Annotated in this window: 12 protein-coding genes; 4 read left to right on the plus strand and 8 right to left on the minus strand. The window is 58.0% G+C overall.

Going from position 1 to position 22,489, the window contains the following annotated elements:
• Window positions 1–676: 676 nt before the first annotated feature.
• The 6 genes from drmC to H0O21_RS09170 form a co-directional block, all read right to left on the minus strand.
• A complete protein-coding gene (gene drmC, locus H0O21_RS09145) occupies window positions 677–1,462 on the minus strand; it encodes a DISARM system phospholipase D-like protein DrmC (protein WP_221625461.1) in 786 nt (261 codons plus the stop codon).
• Window positions 1,462–3,372, minus strand: coding sequence for a DUF1998 domain-containing protein (drmB, locus tag H0O21_RS09150; protein ID WP_185189456.1), 1,911 nt, complete (start codon window positions 3,370–3,372; stop codon window positions 1,462–1,464). The genes drmC and drmB overlap by 1 nt, the downstream gene beginning before the upstream one ends.
• Before the next feature lie 8 nt (window positions 3,373–3,380).
• A complete protein-coding gene (drmA, locus tag H0O21_RS09155) occupies window positions 3,381–6,920 on the minus strand; it encodes a DISARM system helicase DrmA (protein WP_185189457.1) in 3,540 nt (1,179 codons plus the stop codon).
• Window positions 6,921–6,959: 39 nt separating this feature from the next.
• Window positions 6,960–11,123, minus strand: a complete 4,164-nt coding sequence (locus H0O21_RS09160) for a DNA methyltransferase (protein WP_255440964.1) — start codon at window positions 11,121–11,123, stop codon at window positions 6,960–6,962.
• 2 nt (window positions 11,124–11,125) lie between these two features.
• On the minus strand, window positions 11,126–14,458 hold the full coding sequence (gene drmD / locus H0O21_RS09165) for a DISARM system SNF2-like helicase DrmD (RefSeq protein ID WP_185189458.1): 3,333 nt from the start codon (window positions 14,456–14,458) through the stop codon (window positions 11,126–11,128).
• 102 nt (window positions 14,459–14,560) lie between these two features.
• Window positions 14,561–14,710, minus strand: coding sequence for a hypothetical protein (locus H0O21_RS09170; protein ID WP_185189459.1), 150 nt, complete (start codon window positions 14,708–14,710; stop codon window positions 14,561–14,563).
• A gap of 296 nt (window positions 14,711–15,006) precedes the next feature.
• Here H0O21_RS09170 and H0O21_RS09175 point away from each other — a divergent pair, with 296 nt between their 5' ends.
• From H0O21_RS09175 to H0O21_RS09185, 3 genes are all read left to right on the plus strand, one after another.
• Entirely contained in the window at window positions 15,007–15,696 is a 690-nt protein-coding gene (locus H0O21_RS09175; protein ID WP_185189460.1) for a PD-(D/E)XK nuclease family protein, read from the plus strand.
• Between the two features lie 107 nt (window positions 15,697–15,803).
• The gene (locus tag H0O21_RS09180; protein ID WP_185189461.1) at window positions 15,804–16,316 is read left to right on the plus strand and encodes a hypothetical protein; all 513 of its coding nucleotides are present in this window, start codon (window positions 15,804–15,806) and stop codon (window positions 16,314–16,316) included.
• Window positions 16,313–16,999 (plus strand): hypothetical protein, encoded by a 687-nt coding sequence (locus tag H0O21_RS09185; protein WP_185189462.1) that lies wholly within the window; start codon window positions 16,313–16,315, stop codon window positions 16,997–16,999. Before H0O21_RS09180 ends, H0O21_RS09185 begins: the two co-directional genes overlap by 4 nt.
• A 372-nt stretch (window positions 17,000–17,371) precedes the next feature.
• Here H0O21_RS09185 and H0O21_RS09190 read toward each other — a convergent pair whose 3' ends face one another.
• Together H0O21_RS09190 and H0O21_RS09195 are read right to left on the minus strand one after the other, a co-directional pair.
• Complete coding sequence (locus tag H0O21_RS09190) at window positions 17,372–18,802, minus strand: hypothetical protein (RefSeq protein ID WP_185189463.1); 1,431 nt, start codon at window positions 18,800–18,802, stop codon at window positions 17,372–17,374.
• Between the two features lie 15 nt (window positions 18,803–18,817).
• Window positions 18,818–20,911, minus strand: coding sequence for an AAA family ATPase (locus H0O21_RS09195; RefSeq protein WP_185189464.1), 2,094 nt, complete (start codon window positions 20,909–20,911; stop codon window positions 18,818–18,820).
• Between the two features lie 404 nt (window positions 20,912–21,315).
• On the opposite strand from H0O21_RS09195, the gene H0O21_RS09200 reads away from it, so the two are divergent.
• Window positions 21,316–21,885 (plus strand): hypothetical protein, encoded by a 570-nt coding sequence (locus H0O21_RS09200; RefSeq protein WP_185189465.1) that lies wholly within the window; start codon window positions 21,316–21,318, stop codon window positions 21,883–21,885.
• Window positions 21,886–22,489 lie beyond the last annotated feature (604 nt).

A 22,489-nucleotide genomic window follows, 5' to 3' on the forward strand; every position in this document is an offset into this window, starting at 1 on the left:
CATAGGTCGAAATCGATCCATGAGTTGCACAGCCTTGCAACCTCATCCCACTCACTAACTGAAGCAACTTCAGGAGCCTTCGCTTGGGGGCGATCGATACGAGGTCGGGTGCTTCGAGCAAAACGAGCTTCGAGGCCATCTCGAAGGATCAGCCGTTTCGACCGGTCGTGATAGTGCAAACGAGGTGGACTGCCATTTAATGCGGCATAGATTGCACTCTTTGATCGACCTAAGATTGCGGCCGCCTCAGCTACAGTGATCAGCTTTTTGTTTTGCATCCTAGCTAGACTCAATGCGGGAGATTGTTAGCAATATGCGCATTATTACTGCTATTTATTTGGGTATTGCTTAGGACAATGGAGGGGTCCGAATTTACCCGCCTGAATTTTAGAAAGAAGGACCCGTTTTTGGTTTTGAGCAGTTCCGTCATCAAGGCTTGCATTAAGGCAAAACGGGCAAAGGGCGCAACTGCTGTTCCCTAAATCCAGTAGCGGGCGCTGCCCCGGCGCTGGTGCTGATCTCTGATGGCAAGAGGCACCCCGGCTCAAGTCCGATGAAGACCTGCAGTTGCTGATTCGCTGCCCTTGGGACCAGAAGGCGGAGCGGTTGGAGATCGCTCTCGGCCGTAGCGATCGGTTACTCGGCGGTCTTGAGTTCGCGAATGATCTGCTCAGTCTCAGACCTGGAGGAACAACCCTTCCGCAACCATCTGGCGGAAGTGCTTGGCCACCTGATCAGCGCGCCACGGTTCTCGAACGAGCCAACCGGCTTCAAAGTTGTGGCGCTGCGCCGTTTCGCTGAAGTTGGCACTGGTGACAAGAGCGCTTGAACGCACCGTGTCGGCATCTGCGACCACAACCTTGGCGTGCTGGTAGCAGCGCTCAGCAGCCCCTGAGGAAAGCCTTTGATCGACGTAAACCAGTGGCTTGGCCGGCCAGGGCCACACCTCCTTGTCGAACCAATTCCGAATCATGCCCAGCGGATCCGAGCCCAGTCGATCGGCGATCTGAATCGGATGAAAGAACAACTCCACCCGCTGAAGCTGGCCGCTCACTAACCGGTCCGCGATTGACTCCAAAAGCTCCTGAAACTGATTGGAGAGACCGATGTTGTATGTCGCGATCAAGAGGCTCGTCTGTGCCTGTTGAATCAGCTGATCCACGGTGGCGAAAGTGTCAGCTGTCTTGGCATGGGCTGGCTCAGGTCCCGACCACACAAAGCTCCAGGCATCGCGCTCCCGCTGTAAGGCCTCTCGTTGATCGGCTATGTGCTCAAGCACCATTGCCATCAATTGCGGAGACCCGCCCTCGCGCACGAGGTCATGCAGGAAGGTCTCTAGCTGGCCGCGGCCATCGGCATTGAGCCCTGCCAGAACGCCCTGCCAGCTGGTCGGCACGTAACTGAGCTGCCTCAACTTGGCGGCTACTCCTCGCAAGGTTTGCCCTGGGAGGGTGATTGGCATCAGTGGGCCTCAGGGTTGATGAAGCTCCAGAAGCTCGGGTCATCGACGTCATCAACCACCGAAACGGTCCGGCTGACGAGGGCTCGGTCGAGAAACTCGTTGCGTTGCTCACAGGAGGTTTCAGCGATCAGCTCACAGCCATGACACGCGGCGCCATGGGTTGGGCGGATGTCGAATTCGTGGTTGGGATCATGCTCAGAGCAGAAGGGGTCGTTGCTGCAAAGCTGACCTCGCTCGAAGGCCCGTTCCAGATAGGGAACAATCCGCTTGCCCGCATCAACGAGCCCCCCGAGCGTGCCTTCAGATCCAGATGAGCTGGTGAGCAAGAGAATGCCGTAACCGATCTCAGAGTTGGCGTAGATCCGTTCTCGGATTGAACTTGAGCCATAGCCGCACTCCAAGGCCATCTCGGTGATCAGCAGATGGCTGAGGCTGTGGAGAAGGATGTATGGCGCTCCTGGGAACGGGAATTGTTCGGTGTCGAGCCCTCGGGACTTGAGCCATTCATTTTCGAAGGCCTTGCTGAACTGAGCAGCGCGGCTCATCACCGCATCACTGGACGCCCACGCCTTGATGGTGGCGGGATCGAACTCGATGAAGATCCCCTCCCCCTTGTTCTCTGAAGCGGGGAGCCAGCGCAAATCATTCGCTAGAGGAGCACGCGCGTTGCTCTTGCTGGTGTCGATCGGGAGACCACCGAGGCTGCTCGTGCGAGCCGTGAAACGGGTGAAACCCACCAAGGCCTGGACTTCTCGCAGGCGCCTGACGAGCAGAACGCGTTTGATCGCCTTCTGGAACCACTGTGGTGAATGGTCCGGCGTCCAGATCGCAGCATCAAAGGGGCTGTCCTCTGTTGACCTGGAGACCCCTTCCATCGGGCCCACCAGAAGCCGCAGTTCCTCATCCTTCGGTTGAGGGACCTCGCCTGTTGGGCCTCCCCGCTGCGCCTCAATCGCTTGCCACAAGGCTGCAGGCTCGACTCCTTCAAAGACACTCTTCAACCTTGGGTTGAACTTCAGAGCCATTGGAATCTCTGCTTCTGACTCGATCGCCTCAAGCTCGTCTTTCAGTTCAGTGACTCGCTTGGCCAACCCGCCAGCCTCTTCTGGCAGGGAAATCACCGAGATCGTCTCGCTGAAGTAAGCGTTCGTTGCTGAGCGAACCAAGAGCCGACTTGGGGTGGGTTTGCCATCCGTCAGGCACTTCTCGTCATCACGGCTGAAGCGACCCAACCAAGGGGTGTGGCCCTTGCATTCACCCAGCGGGTTCATCTCCTGGATCAAGGCGTCAGCCAACTTGCGGGTTACACCGCTCTCCGACTGCACAAAGATCTGAGTGAAGTCGTTGCCGGTGCCTGCTTCCAGCAGATAAAGGCGTTCGGTGTTCTTGCAGCCGAACTGACGGAAGCAGAAGTCGCGCCAGCGAATATCGCTGAGGTGGCCATGGGGGCAGGCCATCACAAAACGCACAGGCACCAGGGGGTGTTCGCCGTCTTGGTCCTGGAACTTCTTCCAATCCTTGATGCAACCGTCGTTGTAGTGCACCAACAGACGGGCCCTGCAGTTCACTCCGAAGGCCTGGCGATCAGGGATCTTTTTCTGCACCACAGACCATTCCGGGAAGCGAAATGCCTTGATCGAGCCACTGATGTTTTTGAGCGGATCCACCTCTTTTGGTGGCGTGCGCAGTTCCACACGCGCAGCCCCGGTGGCCTGTTGTGCCAGGCGCAGCAGCCTTGGTTCGTGGACCGGATCACAGCCGCGATCGTTCCACAAATCGAGGCCGCCGATTAGCACCGCGTAGTCGGGGAGATCGACCATGGCCCCAGGGCCATACATCTGCAGCACTTGGCTCTGGCGGGCCTCCCCTAAGGGAGGTGGAGCTTGTTTTCGGCGGTTGCTAGCGGGCATCGTTCAGCTCACTCGTCGTCTGCGGTGATCTCCTCGCGGTAGTTCACCAAGCGAATCGGCACGGTGGGCTCCACATCGCGAAGGCTCCAATTGGTGGCGAACTGCTTGTAGCCATCACTGGCATAAAGAACATCCGTATCGAGTGGGGTGTGCAGCAGCCCGGCTCCTGATCCCTTCTCTTCGTGGGTCCAGTACTGGAGCTTGGCTTCCGGTTGTTGGGTGAGCTTCCACCAGGCCTCCATTAGGTCCATCACCTGCTGACGCACTTCTGTCGGCAGCAGCTGGCTTTGATCAGCATCGGCGGCGCCAGTTGCTATGCAGCGGTTCTGCAAGACCTCAGCAATATCCCCTTTGATCCGTTGCAAGGCGTCGGCCGACATGGCTCCCGAGGGGGGGGCGAGCTGAGCTTCGCTGTGCCGCGCCATCGCCACCACCACGCCGGGGAGCCCCCGATCGATGGCACGGCTGGCAAAAGGTGTGCAGCTCGTCGCCTCGACGTGCCGGTAGAAGGTTTGGTGCCAGTAGGGGAACAGCTCAAAGTGGGAGCGATCCCGAGGGCGGTTGGGGTTCAACAGCACCAATACCAGCCCTGGTTTGTTGGCATCAGGATTGCCGCTGAGCTGCCGACCCACACGACTGGTGGCCTGGATGTATTCAGCAGCCGTCTTGGGCTGGTTGAGCACCACCATCAAGCCCAACCGAGCGATGTCCAGGCCCACCGAGATCATGTTCGTGGCCAAGGCCACATCCAGCTTTTGCTTGTCGACGTAGGGCTTGGACAGGCGGTCCTTCGTTTCGCTGATCTTGGCGGTGTTCACCCGTGAGGTGAGTTCCTCGGGCATCTCGGGTCGCCGCCGCCTGGCGAAGGGGTTCTCAACTCCCTCAATGGCGCGGTTGTTCGCGAACTCTTCGAGCTGAGCGCCGAGTTCGTCTTCCAGGATGCTGCGGGTGACCCCCAGTTCCTTGAGGTTGGAGAAGTACCCAAGCAAGGTCATGTAGGGATCCGCTGGGTTTTTCTCGCCCATGGCCTTGTTGTCATCCCAAGCTTTCTGCGCTGCTGCCATCAAGCCGAGATAGCTGCGCAGCAGAACACCCTTGAGGTTGCGGCCTGCAGCTGAGAGCCCCACATAGAGCCGCGCCTGGTTGGGATCCTCGACAGTCCGCGAGAAGAAGTTGTCGTCCCGTTCAGGGCCTGGAGGTGGGAACACCCGCGCTTGGGAGCGGCCGAACAGGGCCCGAATCTGCGCCTCTGCCCGGCGCACGGTTGCGGTAGAAGCGACGATCTTGGGTGGTGGCGATTCAGGCGTTGGTCGCATCAACCGCTCGATCACCGTCTCGTAAAGACCGGCGAGGGTTCCCAAGGGGCCACTAATCAGATGCAGTTCGTCCTGGATCACCAGCTCTGGTGGCAAGAGCCGGCCATGGGGAATCTTCAGGCCTGCCGCCTTTTCAGCAGGGCCCCAAAAGCCCGCGACACCTGCACCCGTTGGCAGCTGGTAGTGACTGACATTGCCGAAGAGGGATGAGGTCTTCCCAACCCAGGGCAGAGCCGCGAACTTGTCGATCGTGGAGATCAAGAAGCAGGGCAGCCGGCGATAGATCTGTTCATCCACCGCCAGCACCGGAAGAGGTGTGGCGCGGTTGAACGGGCAAGGGCCCATGTGGGCGTGCTCCTGCTTGGCCTCGGGAAGCCGAGGTTCGCGGCAATAGATCTCCAATCGATCGGGCTTGTTCTTAGGCATGAGATGGAAGCCTTCATGCGTGAGAGGCCGGTTGCACCAGGGGCAGGTCTCGATTGGAATCGGCCGGTCACGTTTGCCCGCTTTCCACTTGTTGAGCAGCGCGTGGGTCGAGTTCTGATCGCTATCGCCTGATCCACCGAGCTTGTTGGGTGTGGCGGCCTTGCCTACCCACATGCCGATCTCGAAAGGCCACTCTCCAAGCAAGTAGCCATCACCAGACTTTGCGCGTTCCTGGCGCTCCAGTTCCAAGGCGCAGATCAAGGTGGCTGCTCGGCCGAGCTGATCCAGCGTGAGCAGGCGCAAGGTGTAGCGCATTAACACCGTGACGCCGGCCGACTCGATGCCGGGATGAGCCAGTCGGCGATACACCAAGGTGAACGCCGCCAAGCCCAGATAGGCCTCGGTCTTGCCCCCCCCCGTGGGGAAGAAGAGCAGTTCAACGGTCTCTCGGTCGATCCTTCCTTGCTTTGTGAGGGGCTGGGCTAAGCCCGGCAAATTCATCAGCACGAAGGCCAGCTGGAAGAATCGCCAACCGGGTGTGCGGGTTCCGTTGGCAATGCCGATCTGATCTGGGGCGACCTTGGCTGTGAAAGCTGAGCGCTGCCGCTGGGCTTTTGCCATCACCACATTCATGGTGCGGAAGGCTTCCCGGTCGACCGGATCACTCAGCAACTGGATGCCGTTTTCGATGCGCTTGGCACAGTCTTCAGCTTGCGCTCGGAGCTGCTTGGCCGTGTCGTTCTGGTCTTTGTCGCTGACTGGATATTTGGGTTGTTGGCTGATCCAACCGCGATAGGCCTTCACCATCGGCAGCAGCCGATCGATCACCTGCTCGCTTTGCGCGAGATCGGCGAGGGCTTCCATCCCCATCGGCACACTGCGAGCTTCTGCTGGTGGTTCAGGCAGAACCCGCATCACCTCAGCGGTGGGCAACCAGGTGCTGGTGAGCGTGAAGGCGCGATCAGGTCGCTCCACAGCAATCCCATCGGCGTTCACCGCCACGTTGTGACCGCTCGCAAAGCAGAAATCACGCCGGTACTGGAGGGCAGCTAAGGCTTCGTCGTTGTCTTGGTTGGAGGCGTTTTGCAGGGCATCCCGACGAGGCGGAAAGCCTTCTGGGCAATGCACACTCAGCTCAGCCTGAAAAGCCGTGTGCGGATCGCGATGGCGGATCTGATTGCTCTCAGGCGGCTTGCGCTTGTTGAGCAGGAACAACGACACCGACAGTTGGTCGCTGGGGTAACCGAGCTTCTTGGGCGCTGGCCGGGCAATCCAGCGCAGACAGAGCCCTTCTGGGTTGCCTTCTAAGGGGATGTCCTTGCTGGTGCCTGACTCCACGATGGTGATGCTCTGCTCTTTCTTCTGAGGAGAGCGCAGCCAGAGCTTGGGCTCGTCGCCATCAGCAGGAGGTTCGTAGTCCCCCCAAGTGACGGTGGCCTCGAGGGTGGATCCCCGCTCGAGGATGAAGCTCATCCCCAGCGATGAAGGGAACCAGGAACGTCGTTTGTTCCCCTGATCGAGAGAGTCGTTGGCGTCTTCGTCGCGTTCTTTCTTCTCCAGCCGGTTGGCGGCGTCGTTGCTTTCGTCTTCGCCAGCCAGATCGGCGTAACTCGCCTGGCCTTCATCTCCAGTGCGATCTGCTTCCTGTTGGAAGACATGGGGAACCAGGAAGCCGGTTGTGTACCAAACCGATGGCGGTTGGTTGAGCTGCTCATGGCGGCGATTCCTGTCGTCCCAACCCGGGCCGATCAGATCACCGCGCAGTGCAGCGACGAGTTGCTGACGGATCTCGGCCGACGTCGCCATGCGTTTACACCTCGGCTCCCTTGATAGCGATGGAGTGGGTCATAGGCCTAACCCCATCTGCTCTAAAGATTCAGAGGCTCCTGTCTTGGCGGGCCTGCCGCGCTTCTTCCCTGATGCTGTTGCAGCTGATTTCTTGCCCTTGCTGTGCAAGCCCTGGGCGACTTCTTCGGCGTAGCGCTCAGCGTTGAGGGCTAGAAGGCGGGCAAGGACATCATCACGAACGTCATCAGGCCAGCGGTAGCGCCAAGGCAGTTTCTTCTTGCCTTTGATGGCTTCATATGAACGCAACTGTGATTCGAAGTTAATGGCCTCATCGGCATCCCAGAAGAACGACTCACCGCTATCAATGCGCTCCTGTAGAGCATCAGGGAGCTTGGCATCATCTTCGGTGTCGAGGTAGTCAAGACCAAAGCCGCAGGCGGTGGGCACATCACTCCAGCCATAGGCAGCTAGAACCACTCGGTCCATCTGGCCGTGGAGATTGCGTAGCTCCAGGTGGTCACTACTGGTTTCCCCTGGATCGTGGAAGCGGTTGTAGGTGCTTGTGAGCCCTTCGTTGTTGCTGACCATCAATTCGGCGCGGTACTGGTGGTAGCGGTCGCCGATGGAATCGAGGCTCTGGCGTAAGGCGACGTGGGCGGGGTTGTTGGCTGTGGAATCGCAGAGAGCAGCGGGGAAGGGGAAGGTTTCGAAACAATCAGTGGGGGTGTAGCGAAGGTCGTCCTTCATTGACGATCCGAAAAACCTTGCCCAGAGTTCATGTGTTGTTGACTGCAGGATGCCAAGGTCTTGGTAATCGTGCAGCGAGAACACGACCAAAGCATCAGAGAAAACTTGATCAGATCCCATGAATGCAAGTTGCCAGTTTGGTTGATGCCGCGCAGTTGCTATTACTCTTGAATGACCTGCAATGGCTGCATCGAGTGCAGGTGTTGAGCGACCAAACTTCCACCAGTTCTGCTTACGTCTTCTTCCGTCAGCATTGTCCTTGAGCTGGTCACGCTCAGGTTTGACCTTTCGCTCAACGATCGCCATTAATTCAGGCCATTCCTGTGTGCATTCCGCAGCGCTCCGCTCGCCGAAGTTGATCACATATCTGTGATGGGTATGAGTGGGGCTGCTGTTGACCTCTTCGCCGCCAATGTACGGGTAGATCACCTCTGCGTTCTTCGGAACCTTGGCAATCAGCCTCTTCATCGTCGCGATCGGAGATGGGATCCCTAGGCTTTCGTCGTCGGCTGATCCGGAATCATCGAAAGTGAAGCCCATGCCGTACACCATGGTGCCCTTAAAGCTTTTGCTGGCATTAGCCGTCAGCTGCTTGGGATCGTCGTGGCCTCCATTGGCAAATAAAAACGCCGTGATCTGCTGCACCCGTCGATTCTCCAGCAGCTTTACGCCGGTGTAGACGCCCTTCAATAGGTGCACCATGCTCACCACTACGGCCGCCACTCCTGGCCACTTAAAGCGCTTGCGCGCTGCATAGATCGAGCCACCGTTCAAGCAAATCCAGCGCAGCCCACTGCTGCGCGTGTCGCCCTGGGCAATGGTGTTGGTTGCAATCAGCCCTAACGTGCCACCGGGCCGTAAAAAGTAGAAGCAGCGACGGAAGAAATGGGCCACCAGATCGCAATTCCCACCGCTTTCAGGATGGAGCTGCTTGAACCAGTCAAGGATGGTTCCTGGGTATGTTTGAACAAAGGTGTTATTCCCAGCGAATGGCGGGTTGCCCACGAACACATCGAAGCCAGCATCCGGTCGGTTGAAAACATCCGGGAAGGCAAGCTGCCAGTGCAGGGGTTGAAGCCCTTTCTCGCCTTCTCGTAGCCGTTCAAGTGGCTCTCGGAGTGAATCCTCAAGAGCTTCAGCCGTGCTGTTCTGAAGAGTTTCTTCTAGATAGATCTGCTTCAGCTGTTCGCGATCCTTGGGCTTCTTGCCATTGAAGAAAGCAGCTACTAATAGATCGCCAACCGTGTGCAGGTAAGCCGTGCTGGTGTTCCACTGTTCAAGCGCTTTTCGCTTCTGTTTATCGTCAGCATCACTGCGGCTGTCGGCATGGAAGAGAGCAAAGCTCTTAGCCTCCTGTTGCTTCACTTGCTCGATGTAATTGATCTGAAGTTCACGCTGAAGACTGGCGCCCTTCAGTGCTGCCTCGATCTCGCTGCGCTCCATCCCCACTAAGGAATCGCCGCACTTGAGGGCGTGATCCACGAAGGTGAATGGTGCGTCTTTGCTCAGGCTCACCAGCCAGAGGCTGAGACGAGCCAGATTCACCGCAAAGGGGTTTTTATCCACGCCATAGAGACAGCTCTGAGCAATCAAGCGGCGGGCATAAATCAGTGGTTCTTCGCCAAGGGCATGGCCACCCGGCTTGAGTGCATCGGGCAGGCCTTCACGGGTCCAGGCCTGCTCCAAAAGTTCAGCGAGATAGCGGCAGCTCTCTACCAGAAAAGCCCCTGATCCCATTGCTGGATCGCAGATCTTCAGATCAAGGATCTGGGCTGCTGTGGGCTTGTGGTCACAACGCTCCATCCAGGGGCGTAACGCCTCTTCCACGATCGGCCGAGTGAGTGATCGCGGTGTGTAGTGACTACCGCTGCGGCGCCGTTCTTCGGTGGGTTGGAACACCAGGCTCCCTGCTGCCTGCGGACCATCGAAAAGGTCTCGATTGATGCGCGGTGCTAAGGCTTCAACCAACTCATCTTCTGAGTCGGCAACCTTGAGAGCGGTTGCAGCTTTGGTCGGCAGGGTTGTGCCTGCTTGATCGTCCAGCCATTTCGTGCGTTTCGCGCCGGGCATTTCCAGCAGCACATCGAGATCAACGGCTGTGGTGATCTGCTTCTTGGCCCCTTGCGGTTTGCTCTTCAATCCAATGCAACGGCCTGGTATGCGCTGAACCGCGTAGCCCATGATTCCTTCATAGACCGAGCCGATCTGCTCCACATCCAGGGCCCGGTAGCTGATCCGCTCGCCCTGCACGATCAACAGGTTGCGCAGCACCGCCAGCACCACCCCATCGCTGATCCATGGCGACTCCAGCCAGGGGTAGACATCGGGATCAAACAGCTGCCCGTGGCGAGCCGGCAAGTAGTCGACTGTTGGTCCGCCGCCGTCGAACACCAAGCGACAGAGGCTCATCAGCCCAGCCCAAGCACCGAAGCGCTGCTCCATCGTGTCGGGGTATTCGCTTTCGTCTTGCTGCAGTTGCTCGAAGATCGCGCTCAGCTTGTAGTTCTGCTCGTACACCGCATCGCTGGGCATCAGCGCTTCGTCTTCGGCGTAGAGCAGGAACACCAGCCGCATCAGCATGGTGATCAAGCCGCCATAGAGCTGTTGGGGATCCCGCTCGGGTAGATCTCCCAGCAGTGGGTTGTCTTGCTGTTGGCTTAGCTCATCGGCCTGCTGAAAGCCCCGCAGCAGATCCCACAACGCGGCCAACACCTGATCAGCCAGGGCATTGCTGACCACGGCCTGGAAGCTGCGGCTCTTCTTGAGCACGTCGCTCAGCCGGTAGCCATCGGGATCCAGGAACACATGGCTCTGGCCCAGGAGCAGATCGAGGCCCGAGAGCATCAACCGGCCGCTGACCTCCGCCAATTCGCTCAGCCGGAAGGTGAGATGGCCCGAGCTTTCACCCTTGGGGGCCACCACCAACCTCAGTTGGCTGCCGTTGAACAACAAACCTGCTTCAACACCTGTTTCTCGCAGCAAGCGCTCCAACCGTTCTTGCGCTGACGCGCGCCAGAGATGGTCGGCGTCACTGCTCTTCTGATCGAACGGAGCAGCGAGCGGGAGTTCCACCACCAGCAGCTGGGCTCCCTCGCCGTTAGCAGCAGGGACCACTGCAGTCGGCGTCAGGGTGTCGCCCAGTTCCGGCAGCTCTTTGGAGTGAGCCTGGATGGCCTCGGGGCTCCGATCGAATTGATCGTCATCCCAGCCCAGGTGCTCGGTGAGCAGATCCAGCAGGGATCGAAAGCCTTGCTCTGTATCGCTGTCGTCTAGCTCGCCTATGTAATCCAGTGGCTCAAGCGCAGCCCGGTAACGCGCTTGCCGCTCGATCAACTCACTACCGCTGCGGGTCACCACCCAGCCGGCCTCTTGCATGGCTGCCGGTGCCACCACCAAGCCAACGGGCTGCAGGTAGCCGAGCCACTCCTGATGCGCCTTGAGCTCAGGATCCATCGCGGGAGAACGTCGTGCCATGGCTATCCGCTGATCGGCCAGAGGTACACAAGCCCGGCCGGCTCCAACCGGTGGGTCACCACCCGGTAGCTGTCGACGATCCGCTGCGGCTCACTGCCGAGCTCAGCTTCGATCGTTTCCAGCCTGCGCTCCCAGTGCCGTTGATCAGATCGCAATTGGGCGTGCTCTTTCTTGGACAACTTGGAGAGGTCGAGCGCTGGCACATCCACCTGATCAGCAAGGCCAGGAATCAGACCCGTTGGCTCGGCATCAGCCGCCTTTTTCTCCAGCTTCCCAAGCTCCCTGGTGCGTTGGCGCAGGGTTGCATTGATGCGCTTGCGCTGGCCGCGGAGCACATCCTTGAGGGCCTGAGCTTCCGTGCCGCCCCGCTGCTTCAGCAGCTCTGCCGCGGCTACCAATGCGGTCTCCGACTCCTGCTTCAGCAAGGGCAACAGAGCCTGCACGTCGTGTTCGGCCATGGCCTGGAAGCGTCCGGTGTCGACATTGGGGAGACCACCGCTCTCCGCCTCCTTCAAGGCATCTTGAAGCAGTTTCCACGTGGCCTCTTTCGTGGCTGCTGGCAGTGGCTGCAGCGCGCTCTGCCGGGCATCGCCTGGATGCCAATCGGCCACCACCGTGATCAGCTCGTCATGCAACCGGGCAGCACCCTGACCGAACAACGACAGGCGCCCAAGCACCACAACCTTGGGCTGGGGATCACGGCTGGGCAGGACGCAGGCCCGGCTCAGTTCGTGGTGCAGAAAGCCTTGGCTGAGGAAACGGCTGAGGAGGCGTTGGGCCAGGCGGTGCTCGAGATGCAGATGCACCGACTCAGCACTCAGCCGCCCGGGGTCGGAGAAGATCACAGGGCGTACTGGATTCTCCCGGCGCCATTCATCGAGATAGGCCTTGGCAGGTTTCACACCCCGCAGGCTGTCGAGGGTGTTCTCCCAGCTCTTGTCACGCGTCTTGGCAGGCAATTCCTCTGGATTGGTTAGGCGCCAGCAGGTTTGACCGCGCTCGTCGGTGTGTTGCTCCAGCCCCGAAACACCCAGCAGATCCAGGGAGCAGTTGAGGGCCTGACGGAAGCGGTCGTGGGCAAAGGCAAGCCACTGTTTCGACTTCGACAGCAGCTGCCGGAGAGCATCCTGTTGCTGCTCGAGTTCCGCCACACGCCGGCTGGCTTCCAGCTCTTCTCGAGCTTTGGTGAGCAGCACGCCGCGTTCGGTGGTGGCTGAATCCATTCCCTCGAGTTGGCCCTCCAACTCGTCGAGGTTGTCCAGGTCGATCCCAGCCTCGAACGCCTCATCCACTTGGCGCTGCACCAGTGGAGAGAGGGATCCCAACTCCTGTCGGATCACTTCCGTCTTTTTGACCAACACGTCCATCACCCGATCTTCTGGGCGGTCTTCCAGCAGGAAGTAGTGGCACCACACCTGCGGGGCCTGCTGCAGCTTGCGGTCGATACGCCCGTTGCGCTGCTCCAACTTGCTGGGATTCCAGGGGATGTCGAAGTGGATTAAGTGCTTGCAGTGGTTCTGCAGGTTCACCCCCTCTCGGGCAGCGTCGGTAGCGATCAGGATCCGCAACGGCTCTTGATCAGGGTCGGCGTTGAACTGAGCCTTCAGTCGTTCGCGGTTCTCCTCGCTCATCCCTCCGCTGAAGCTGGCCACTCTTTGCTGGGCTTCTCGCTCCCCAAGTAGTGCCCCCAACTGCCGTTCCAGGTAGCGCTTGGTGTCGACGTAGTCCGTGAAGATCAACAGCCGGGTGGGATTCCACTGCAGGTCATTCGTGCCAAGCCCTGAGCAGAGGTGCTGTTCCATCCATTCCTGCAGCATCTCGATGCGTGGATCTGGCCTGCCTCTCTGGGCAGCGGCGATTGAAGCCATCTGCTCCAGCAGTTGCTGATCGCTTTGATCTGCCGCGATGGTCTGGCGCAGGGCAGCCCGGGTCTGAGCTTCCTCCAGATTCAGCACCTCGTCATCGTTGAGTTCCGCGAGATCGCTGTCGGCATCAACGCCGCCTTGAAGTAGCTCAAGCTGGGCATCCCGTTTCTGATGTTGCTTCTCGGCCAAGGTGCGTTGGTGCACCGCCAAGGTGCGCGCGAAGGCTTCGATCGAGCTGAGCAGACGCTTCTGCAGGTTGGTGATCACCAGTCGGTCGGCGTTTAGCTGGCGCTTGGTGGCCCCTTCAGCCAGCAGCCTGCGCTCCCTTTGTTTTCGGTACTGCTGAAGCAACCGGGAGAGTGCCAGCTCTGGGGTGTCAGCTGAAAGCGACCCCTTGGGCTTCTTTAAGGGCTCAACGATCCGCTCTGGGAACTCTTCGCCAATGCGGCGTAGGTCGTCTTTCAGGCGGCGGACGAGGACTGAATCCAGATCCCCCTGTGCGAACGGCACCCCACGGGTGAAGCGCGCTGGATCCAACAACTCCAACAACGCTGTGAAGCTGTTGCTGTGGCCGTTGTGGGGCGTCGCACTCAGGAAGATCCGGTGCTCGAAGCGTGGTGCCAGATCCCGGAGGCTGCGCGTCAAGCCTGAATCAATGGCGTAGCGGAGGCTGTTGCTGGCAGGGGCCGCATTGTGGGCTTCATCCAGGATCAGCAGGCTCTGCAGAGGGGCCTGGTCTTCTCCTCCTCGGCCTTGCTCGAGCCAATCAATCAGCGGTGCGGCGTAGTCGCTGTTGCGCAGGAGCGCATGGGAGATCAGGAAGCGGTTCCCTGTGCTCCAAGGGTTGGTGCCATAACCACGCTCCTGGCGCACCTTGGCCACATAGGCCCGGTCCATCACGGTGAAGGCCAAGCCAAAGCGGCTCGCCATTTCTTCTTGCCACTGACGCAGCACCGAAGGAGGGCAGCTGATCACTACCCGCCGGATCCGTTGCCGCAGCAGCATCTCCCGCAGGATCAGACCCGCCTCAATCGTCTTGCCCAGGCCCACGTCATCAGCGATGAACAGCCCCACGCGAGGCATCTGCAGCGCCTTGCGGAGCGGTTCAAGTTGATAGGCCTTCACATCGATCCCAGCCCGATAGGGGGCCTGGAAGAGCTCAGCATCGGTAGCCGTAACGCAGTTCCAGCGGAGGGTGTTGAGGTACGCCGAAAACTGCTTGGGCTGATCGAAGCCTCTCTGGGCCACTACCTCCCAGCTGCTCTCACCCAGTACCTCGAAATCGATCTCGCGCTCAAGGAACACCGTGAGCCGCTGGCCGATCGCCTGGTCTTCCATGCAGGCCATCGCCACCACCGTGTCGGCACCGGCCTCAACAGGCGGCTGCACCTCTTCAACGAGGTAGCGGCGGGTGCGGCAACGGACGACCGAGCCGGGCTTGAGTTTGGATCTAGGCGAAGCGACAGGCATCAGACCGGACTGTGACCTCGAGCTGCATCAGGCTCCACTTCAAGATGCCAGTGGTTATGGGGAGTTGTCTTCCCTCAGTTGAGGGATGACGCAATCTCTGCATCAAATCGAGAGATCTTCGAGCAGCCCTGCCACGCCAAGAGCCGTCGCCTCAATGTTCATGGCACCCTCCAAGGCTTTGCAGGCCGCGGCCATCACAGAAGGAAGCTCTCGCCCTTGAAGGACGGCGCCGGCTTCAAGGGGATGCCTCACGCTCCATCGTCAATCAATCCCTAAAACCCCTTGAACCCAGTCAATCAATACCCCTAGAAGCTTGGATCAGTGCTTCCAACGACCTCTTTAAACCCGGCGCCACCGACGGGATTTCAACCAGCATCCATCAATAAAAACTCTTTCGCCGGAAGTAAACAGCAAGCCCCAGCGCAGCAGCAAACAAGGCAAGGAAAGACATATCTCGACTCTCTTGAATCTTTAGATGGCGCAGACTCCTCGACCTGAATCCGTTATTCGCACGAGAAGAAGCTTCGACTTCACAAGTCGCTGGCATCTTGACCTCGCCCTCGACAACAGAAAAGATGGAGGCCCAAGCACTAAACCTGAAACAACGCCTAGAGCGCTATTGCCATGTCACTTGGCTCGCCCCATACCTGGCAGGAGAAAGGCATTGCCTGTTCAATCTCTACCTTCATGTCAATTACTGCACCCCCCAATCTTCAGGAATACCTGGTGATTGGGTGACTAAGCATGAGCGCTTACTTCAATCAGTAGCTCGAACCCACTCAGAGAAGGGGCGGGTCGTACACATTGAGCAGGAGAACACCATGCGCCTACGTAGCAAGAATGGCGTCACCATCCATGGCCAGTGCGATGTGGTGGTCAGCGAAACAAATTCAATGCCAGGGATTATCTCGGATGCAAAAACAGGTCGCCCACGCGGCAAAGATCGCGCCCAAGTCCTCACATATATGGCCTTGGCTCCATATGCCACTGCACTAGAAGGTGTTCAACATCCACCCTGCGGTGAATTGGTGTATGCGAATGGAGATCGAGTTGAAATCCCTGCACTCGAGGCCGGGGTGGCATTCCAGCAACAGTTGTCAGATTTATTGAGCCTCACAGCTGGGCCACAACCTGAGCCATCCCCATCTACTAACGAGTGCCGCTTCTGCCGCCTTGCCGAAATCTGCCCTCACCGCATAAGCGAAGAACCAATTCAAGAAACGGTTTCTTGGCTCTGAGAAAAGTGAGTGATGCAGACCATCCATCGGTTATTCGCACGAAGAACTGAGGATCGACTGACTAGCAAGCAACACTGAAAAAACTTCCCGCCAAAGAGAAAACCACCATGTCCCGTGAACGTGACCCCTATCGGCTTCCCCGCGCTGGCTGGGAGATCGCGCCTACGGCCGGCTTGGCCTCCATCGATCTGAACGGCAACCATGGCGCGCTGACCGGCGGTGAATTCATCGGCGAAAGCACCGTTGGCGGGATGGTCGTGTTCGCCATCTACCAAGCCCTGCTCACGGGCCTCCGCACCGAAGCCATGCGCAAGCGTGGCGAGATCGATCGGAGCACCCAGGTTCAAGCGATTGTGGCGAGCGTGTGGGAAACCACCAAGCAGGGGGCTGCCGTGAGTGCAGTGCTCAGCGTGGTGCTTTTCGTCTTCCCCTGGTTGGGGTTTCCGCTCAGCCTGATCGGCATGGTTGGCCTTGGTAAAGCCTCGATCGACCTCGTGCACGCCTTCTGGGATGGGCTCAGCGAAGAACAGCGCTCGGATCTTCACCGCGCCGCCTTTGATGCGGGGGTCAGCCTGAGTCAGCTGCTTGGTGGGGCAGCCCCTGCCAGCCAATCGGCATGAGCCGGCCGTTTGCCATTGGGCTCACCTCAGCTTTCATCACACGTCTGAGCGAGCAGTCTCTGGATCCGAGCGTTGTGGCCGTGCTCAAGGAGCGGCTCGCTGCCCATAGCGCCGAACTACAGGGGCAGCTGCCAGAGCTTCTGCTCCGCAGTGATAGCCCCGAGGAAGCAATCCGCAGCTGGTTATCCGACAAGGATCTCAGCCACTGGATCCCTCAATCCCAAGGAGGTTCAGCGCAACAAGGCTGGCAGTTTGAAACTGCCAGCTGGAACCGAAGCCGCGGCGGCGAACCGATGAGCGCCGTTGATGTGGGGCGAGCCCATATCGATGGGGGCATCGATGCGTTTGCTGCTCCAGGTGTGGCGGCCGACATCGCTGGTCACTGCCTGGAGGCCGCTGTTCTGGCAGCGTTGATAGCGATGGCTTGGGAGCTGCTCCGGAACAAGGAATCTTGGAGGCGGGCTACACCTATTGAGCGTCAGCAGAGGCTTCACCACATCTTGAAGAGTGCTGGCATCGCTGCGCTGAGCGGGGCATCCTTGTCGCTTGCTATCAGCGTTGCTCTAGCGCTCATTCCGGGCGGGCAGCTCTGGCTGGTCGCCGGTGCCATTTGCAGTGCGGCAAGAGCGTTACCTGGCAATGGCGAGAGGGCATTTGATCTGAGGAATCTTTCGAAGCAATGACAAGCCGGGAACCCATAGAGAATCAACCCTCAAACTTGCCAATTAGAAGGGGCTCACACCAGCCGTCATAGAACTTCTCCACGATCAATCTCTGCCAAGAGACCGATTTTTTGATCCGAAGAGACAACTCAAAACCCTGCCGAACATTGATCATCCCACTCGCGCACTATCCCAAGACAAGAACAAGCACCCTGGAAGAAGCTAAGGAATACTGAAAACTCTGGCAGGGTGCATAGAGAGACGATAGCAACTAACAAAAAATAGCAAGATTTCCTTATCCACAGAAGCCTCAAAGCTCATGATAGAGATACAAATTCAATGGGTATATTAATTAGCGACTATAAGCAAGAGACGCTTAGAAGTTGACCATAATCAGAAGGGGCAGTCCGGCTGTCTATTCTTCGAAAGAATCTGATCGATGCGCTCGCGGTACATGCGCTCTTGCTCGTCAAGCATAAAGGATCTATTAGTATTTATAATTCTTGAAACGAACTGATCTGTCTGTTTTAGCTGGTCGTAGCTGCAAACCCCTTCCTGAATCGCTGGCGCGACAATTGGCGACTGCAGGATGCAGTTATAGAACTCAAAACGCGAGTCTATCCTTTTAAGGTTATTGCGCATTTCGCTGCAGAGACTTCGCAGCTCTGAGAGGATTTTCTGAGAACTATTTCCAGCCGTAGGCGGCTGCGAGAAAGCTGAAGTCTGTGAGTCAGACTTCATGCTATTTGCATGACTGAATCTCCTTTCTGCTCCCCCATTCGAATCCGCACTTTGGCGCACGTAAAGGCCTCCATGAGAGGTGTCGCTGTTTGGCGCCTGCCTCCCAAGGAGTGCCTGTAGAACGTCTTCAATATTCTTATTCTTCCAAGGATCAAGCAAAGAGTTACTTAAGTCCTCTGCGGCGCTGGTGATCAATGAGTTTATTCGCTCTTCCAGCCAAGCAAAGTAAGATCCGGACTCATCATGGGCTTCACGGATTGCATCGACAATCTCGTACAGATCAGTTTTGGAGATAGTGCTAGATGCAGGGTTTTCCCTTTCTGTTGCTGGTTGCTCATTTGCTGACGCACTCACTGGTATGGCGCCGAGCGCACTGCTTGCGTCATGATGCGGAGGCCTCAACGCATCAAATATATCTACAGAAAGGCCTTCAAATCTTTCAATATGACTTTTAATCATTGGCAGGGACTCACCCTGTTCGTTTACCGGGCCATTGGTGATCCATCCTCTACTGCACGTGAATTTCAAGCAATTATCAACAAGCTGCTTGAAACGACTCATGAGCGAATGGTGATATGTATAGAAAGCTTTATCGGTGCCATCTTGGAGTTTGCGATGGCTTTTGCGGTTGCGGAAAGAGACCTTGAGCAGCCCTGCCAACTCAACTATCTCTTGAAAGTCAAAGGTGAAATCACTTATTGTATCAACAATATTTGCATTCCTGATTTCGTTCGAAATCTCTTTTTTATTCCAGATAAGCATGCTGAGAATATTTCTTGTACTGACCTTTCCATCAAAATCCTGCAGCAGGCCTACTGCTTTAGAAAGTTCGACATTTTTGTCGCGTATGTCCTGAATACATTCTTCAAAGAACTCAGAATCTACAACATAGCGAAGAGCCTTTTCAGGATCATCCCTTACGGTTGCAGCACCCCTGCCAGGAACGGAGCCATTATTGTATACTCCATCTCCTTCAAACCTAACGCCGAGGCCCTTGCATAGGTCAAAAAGCGAGGCAAGAGAAATAAGAATCCCCGTTGTAAGCCACGGCTCCCTGGGGTCATTAAATGGATCGAGTTGCATGAGAAGTCAGGGGGATTAATGAGGCATCTCCTGTAAGTGAAGAGCAATTATTTCCCTGCATCTCGCGAGATATTCATCCAGCAGATAAGCGGGATTCTCTAATGAAATATCGGCTCCATAACCAAATAACCACCGCCGAAAGTCCACATCCCGAGCCACGGTCCAAGGCGGCAGGTCGATCTCGATCGGGAACGGGTGAATATCACCCTCGATCGGTTCCAGCATCAGCTGTGTCTTGGAAGGTTTTCTCCAGGGATCGCTAGGCAAGGGTTTGGACAGGCGCATGTGACTAGGCGGGTAACGCTGCAGCCCTTCACGCAGAAAGCGGTAGACCCGAAGTGTGCAGCGGAAGCGCACGGTGGTCAACAAGGCGCTCAGCTTCTCAGGGCTGGCCTCGCAGAGCTGCTCCTGCAAAGCAGCGTCATCTCCGAAGTAGATCCCACCGCTGAGCTCCATCAGCCGAGAAAGACGCCGCACTGCTTCAGCCCGTTGCTCCGGCGTGCGGCGAAAGCCGCTGTCCACCTGCCGTAGAGCGAGCCGATCCAGCCGTTCCGTCCTGATCAGTCCACGCTCGTGACCCACCGCATCGTCTTCAAAGGCGACGTACCAACCGATGTTGTGAAACAGCAGCTGTATGGGCCACACATGAACCGGCTTCTTCGGCTCCACCCCGTGATCGGCTGCATCAGAAAAGCGCTCGAGCAACACCCGCTGCCCGGATGTGATCGCTGCCTCCAGCTTCTCGGCCTGTTCAGGCACCGCCAGCGAATCACGTCGCACGAGATCGGGGTGCACGATTGAGCGATTGGCAAAGACCCGTACCGGCAGCTCGTCCTCCCGCAATACCCCGCCCCAGCGCAGCCGCTCATCGAGCTCAGCTAGCAAGTCCTGCGCGGTGGGATCACCTAGACGGGACACCGCCTGACTTACCACCTGGTGCACTTCCCTCAGCCGCGCTGCCGATAGCACCGCCGTACCAAGGCCGTAGCCGTGGCGCACATTGTCGTTGCGGGTGCGGAAGCCATAGGGGGTGAGCACGCGCTCCACGTCCTTGCGCAGGGTGCCGGCTTCACCTGGCATGTAGACACCGCCGAGCTGGCTGATCAGGTGCTCCTGCAGTGGCACGCCCTTCTCGCAATCAAAGGGGTGATGCAACAGATGGCGCAACAGGCTGAACACCCGGATGAATACGCTCCGGTCGGCCATCGGAGGCCAGCCGCCCAGGTTCTGCTCATTCAGGTTTTCTGGGGCAGCGGGTGGCTCGATGGGTTGTTGCGTGGGCGCCGCATCGAGACAACCCTGGCTCTGGAGCCAAAGGAGATCTGCCTCCAGAGCATCCACATCGCCGTAGCACTCGCCGCGCAGGCGAGAGAGATAGGCCGCAGCCCGTTGGGCCATCGCCCCTTCCGGCAGCGGATTGCAGATTGCCTCCAGCTCTGCTCGGGTGGTGATATCCCCAGCGCTGAGTCCGGGATAGCGGCTGAGGAGTTGCAGCAGATAGAGCAGTCGCTCCAGATCCAACAACCGGGAGTAGCCGTGGAGCTCCTTGGCCTGCTCGCGGTTGCGGGCAGCAGAGATGCGTTTATCGAGCCGCGCGATTTCTGCAGCGAGCTCCTCGGCTGGATCACCGCCTGTGGCCGGGTCGTAATCCACCAGAACCGCAAAGCCTTCACTGCGAGAGGGTTGAAAGTCGCGATCGCCCAGTGCTGCCGCGAATTTTTGCACCACCAGCTCGGGCACCTGGCGCGCGCGCCGCTTGTTCCACTCCAGGCACACCTCGAGTGGGGTGCGCATCCACCAACCGATCCACTCCACCGGCCTGTACAGCTCCAGCCGCTGCGTCAATGCGAGCCGCCAGGGCCGCTGAGCATGGGTGGCATCGATCAACACCGAACGCCCTGCCGCCACGCTCGCCTGAATCCCGGCGTGCAGTTGTTCCTCCACCTCATGCCAGTGGCCCTGAATTATCGGGTCGCCGTATAGCTCCTCACGGATCCGATCCGTAGAGAGGAGCTCGGCATCCAGCATCGGCGCTAGCAGTGCCGCGATGGTGGTCTTGCCGCTGGCGGGCGGTCCAATCAACAGATGGCAGCGCAGGGCGGCGGCCATGAATAAATGCAAGATGTCTGCATCTTGAGTATGCAACAAAAAAAATGGCTTCTCCGGGACTCACGAATTTTTATCGACATAGATCGCGTCAACGCGCTGATGAGTTCGATCGCTTTGCAGTGACTTAATCCACCGCCGATGCTGAGGAGGCGCCATAGGGTCGCCTTGGGGGCTCGGGGAGAGTCATCATCGCAGTCGATGTTGAAGCCATGCTTGATAAATTCTTCGCGCATTAGAGTGAAGGAAGCTCGTGATAGTTTGAGGCAGCAATGCAAACAATTAAACACGGCCTCGATGGCTTGATTAGTGAGCTCATTGCACTCGAGAAGATGCAACTTCCCTATGCCGCAAAACGAGCACTTTTTTGGCTTGGCCCGCACCTGAGAAACTTTCACGCTCGGGAGATGGCAAACGTGTTCAGGGATCCGGTGCCTTACACGCTTCGATCAGTGCGCTATCGGGTCGATCCCGAATGGCTCAGCCTGACGCTCCGCATCAGCGAAGACGGCACGCTGGGGCAGACACCTGCGGACTATCTCGAGCCGGTGTTTCGGGTTGGCGCCAGCACCCGTGGCACTGCGCTTACAACGCGGTTCAGCAGGCGATTGCAACGCGGGGGGGTGTTCACACCCGGCACGCATCTGGTGCCCATTACAGGCGCACGCCACGCGGAAACACGACGCGGCAGGATGAGCCAAACCGTCTATCAAGCTGCTCTCGGTCAACTGCGCGCCAATGAATTCGCGGTCGGTAAGCAGCGCAGCAGGGGGCGGTACTTCGCGATCGATCGCAGCAGCAGCAGCAGCACACTGCAACCCGGGATCTACCGCGAGAAAAACGGCTCGATTAGTCGGTTATTTGCATTGCTCGACAGCCCGCCATCAGTGCCGCGTTTGTATGACTGGCGCGACGCCAGCATCGATGAGGCGATCGATCAACTGGAGGGGCGTATCGCGCGGATCCTTGCGCGGTGACACGCTACATTGGGAGGGAGGGGAGGGTGGTAACTTTTTGTTCCATGTAAATAGTGATTAGGCATCCGGGAGCCATATGATGAATATTTACTTCATGAAACGCTTGGTAAAATGAAAATAGTCTTTCTTGCCTTAATACTTGCTTCGGCTCCGGCTGCGTTGGCAGTTGATTATGAGAAATGTGAGGCGATTCAGAAAGCTTTCGACAGGGTATCTGCCCCAGGCGGGTCAAAAAAGCGAGCCACGGCCGTGCGAATAAAGCATCAGACTGAATTTTGCGGTGGGCCGCAAACGGGAGATTGGTGGAAATGCGACGATGGAAGATCTGTCCCCGAAGATTATCCACGCTTTTTGCGTGAATGGAACGAGCTGGAAAGCGCAAACAGTGTTCGCTTGGAAAAGATCAAGGCAGACTATAATTTGCATGGTTGTTACTAATTCTGTCTGCTATTTCGTCTCGCTCAACTGACCAGCGGTAAACGTATCTGACATATCTATGCCCGAGTTACTCTCTTGTTTCTAGTATCCATTTGCTCAGCTAAAGGGCCGCATCGCGAAGCACCTTCGGTGGCCGTAAAGGTGCTCCGGGCCTGCTGTCTACATC

It is taken from the genome of Synechococcus sp. HK01-R (assembly GCF_014217855.1).
Classification (GTDB): Bacteria; Cyanobacteriota; Cyanobacteriia; order PCC-6307; family Cyanobiaceae; genus Synechococcus_C.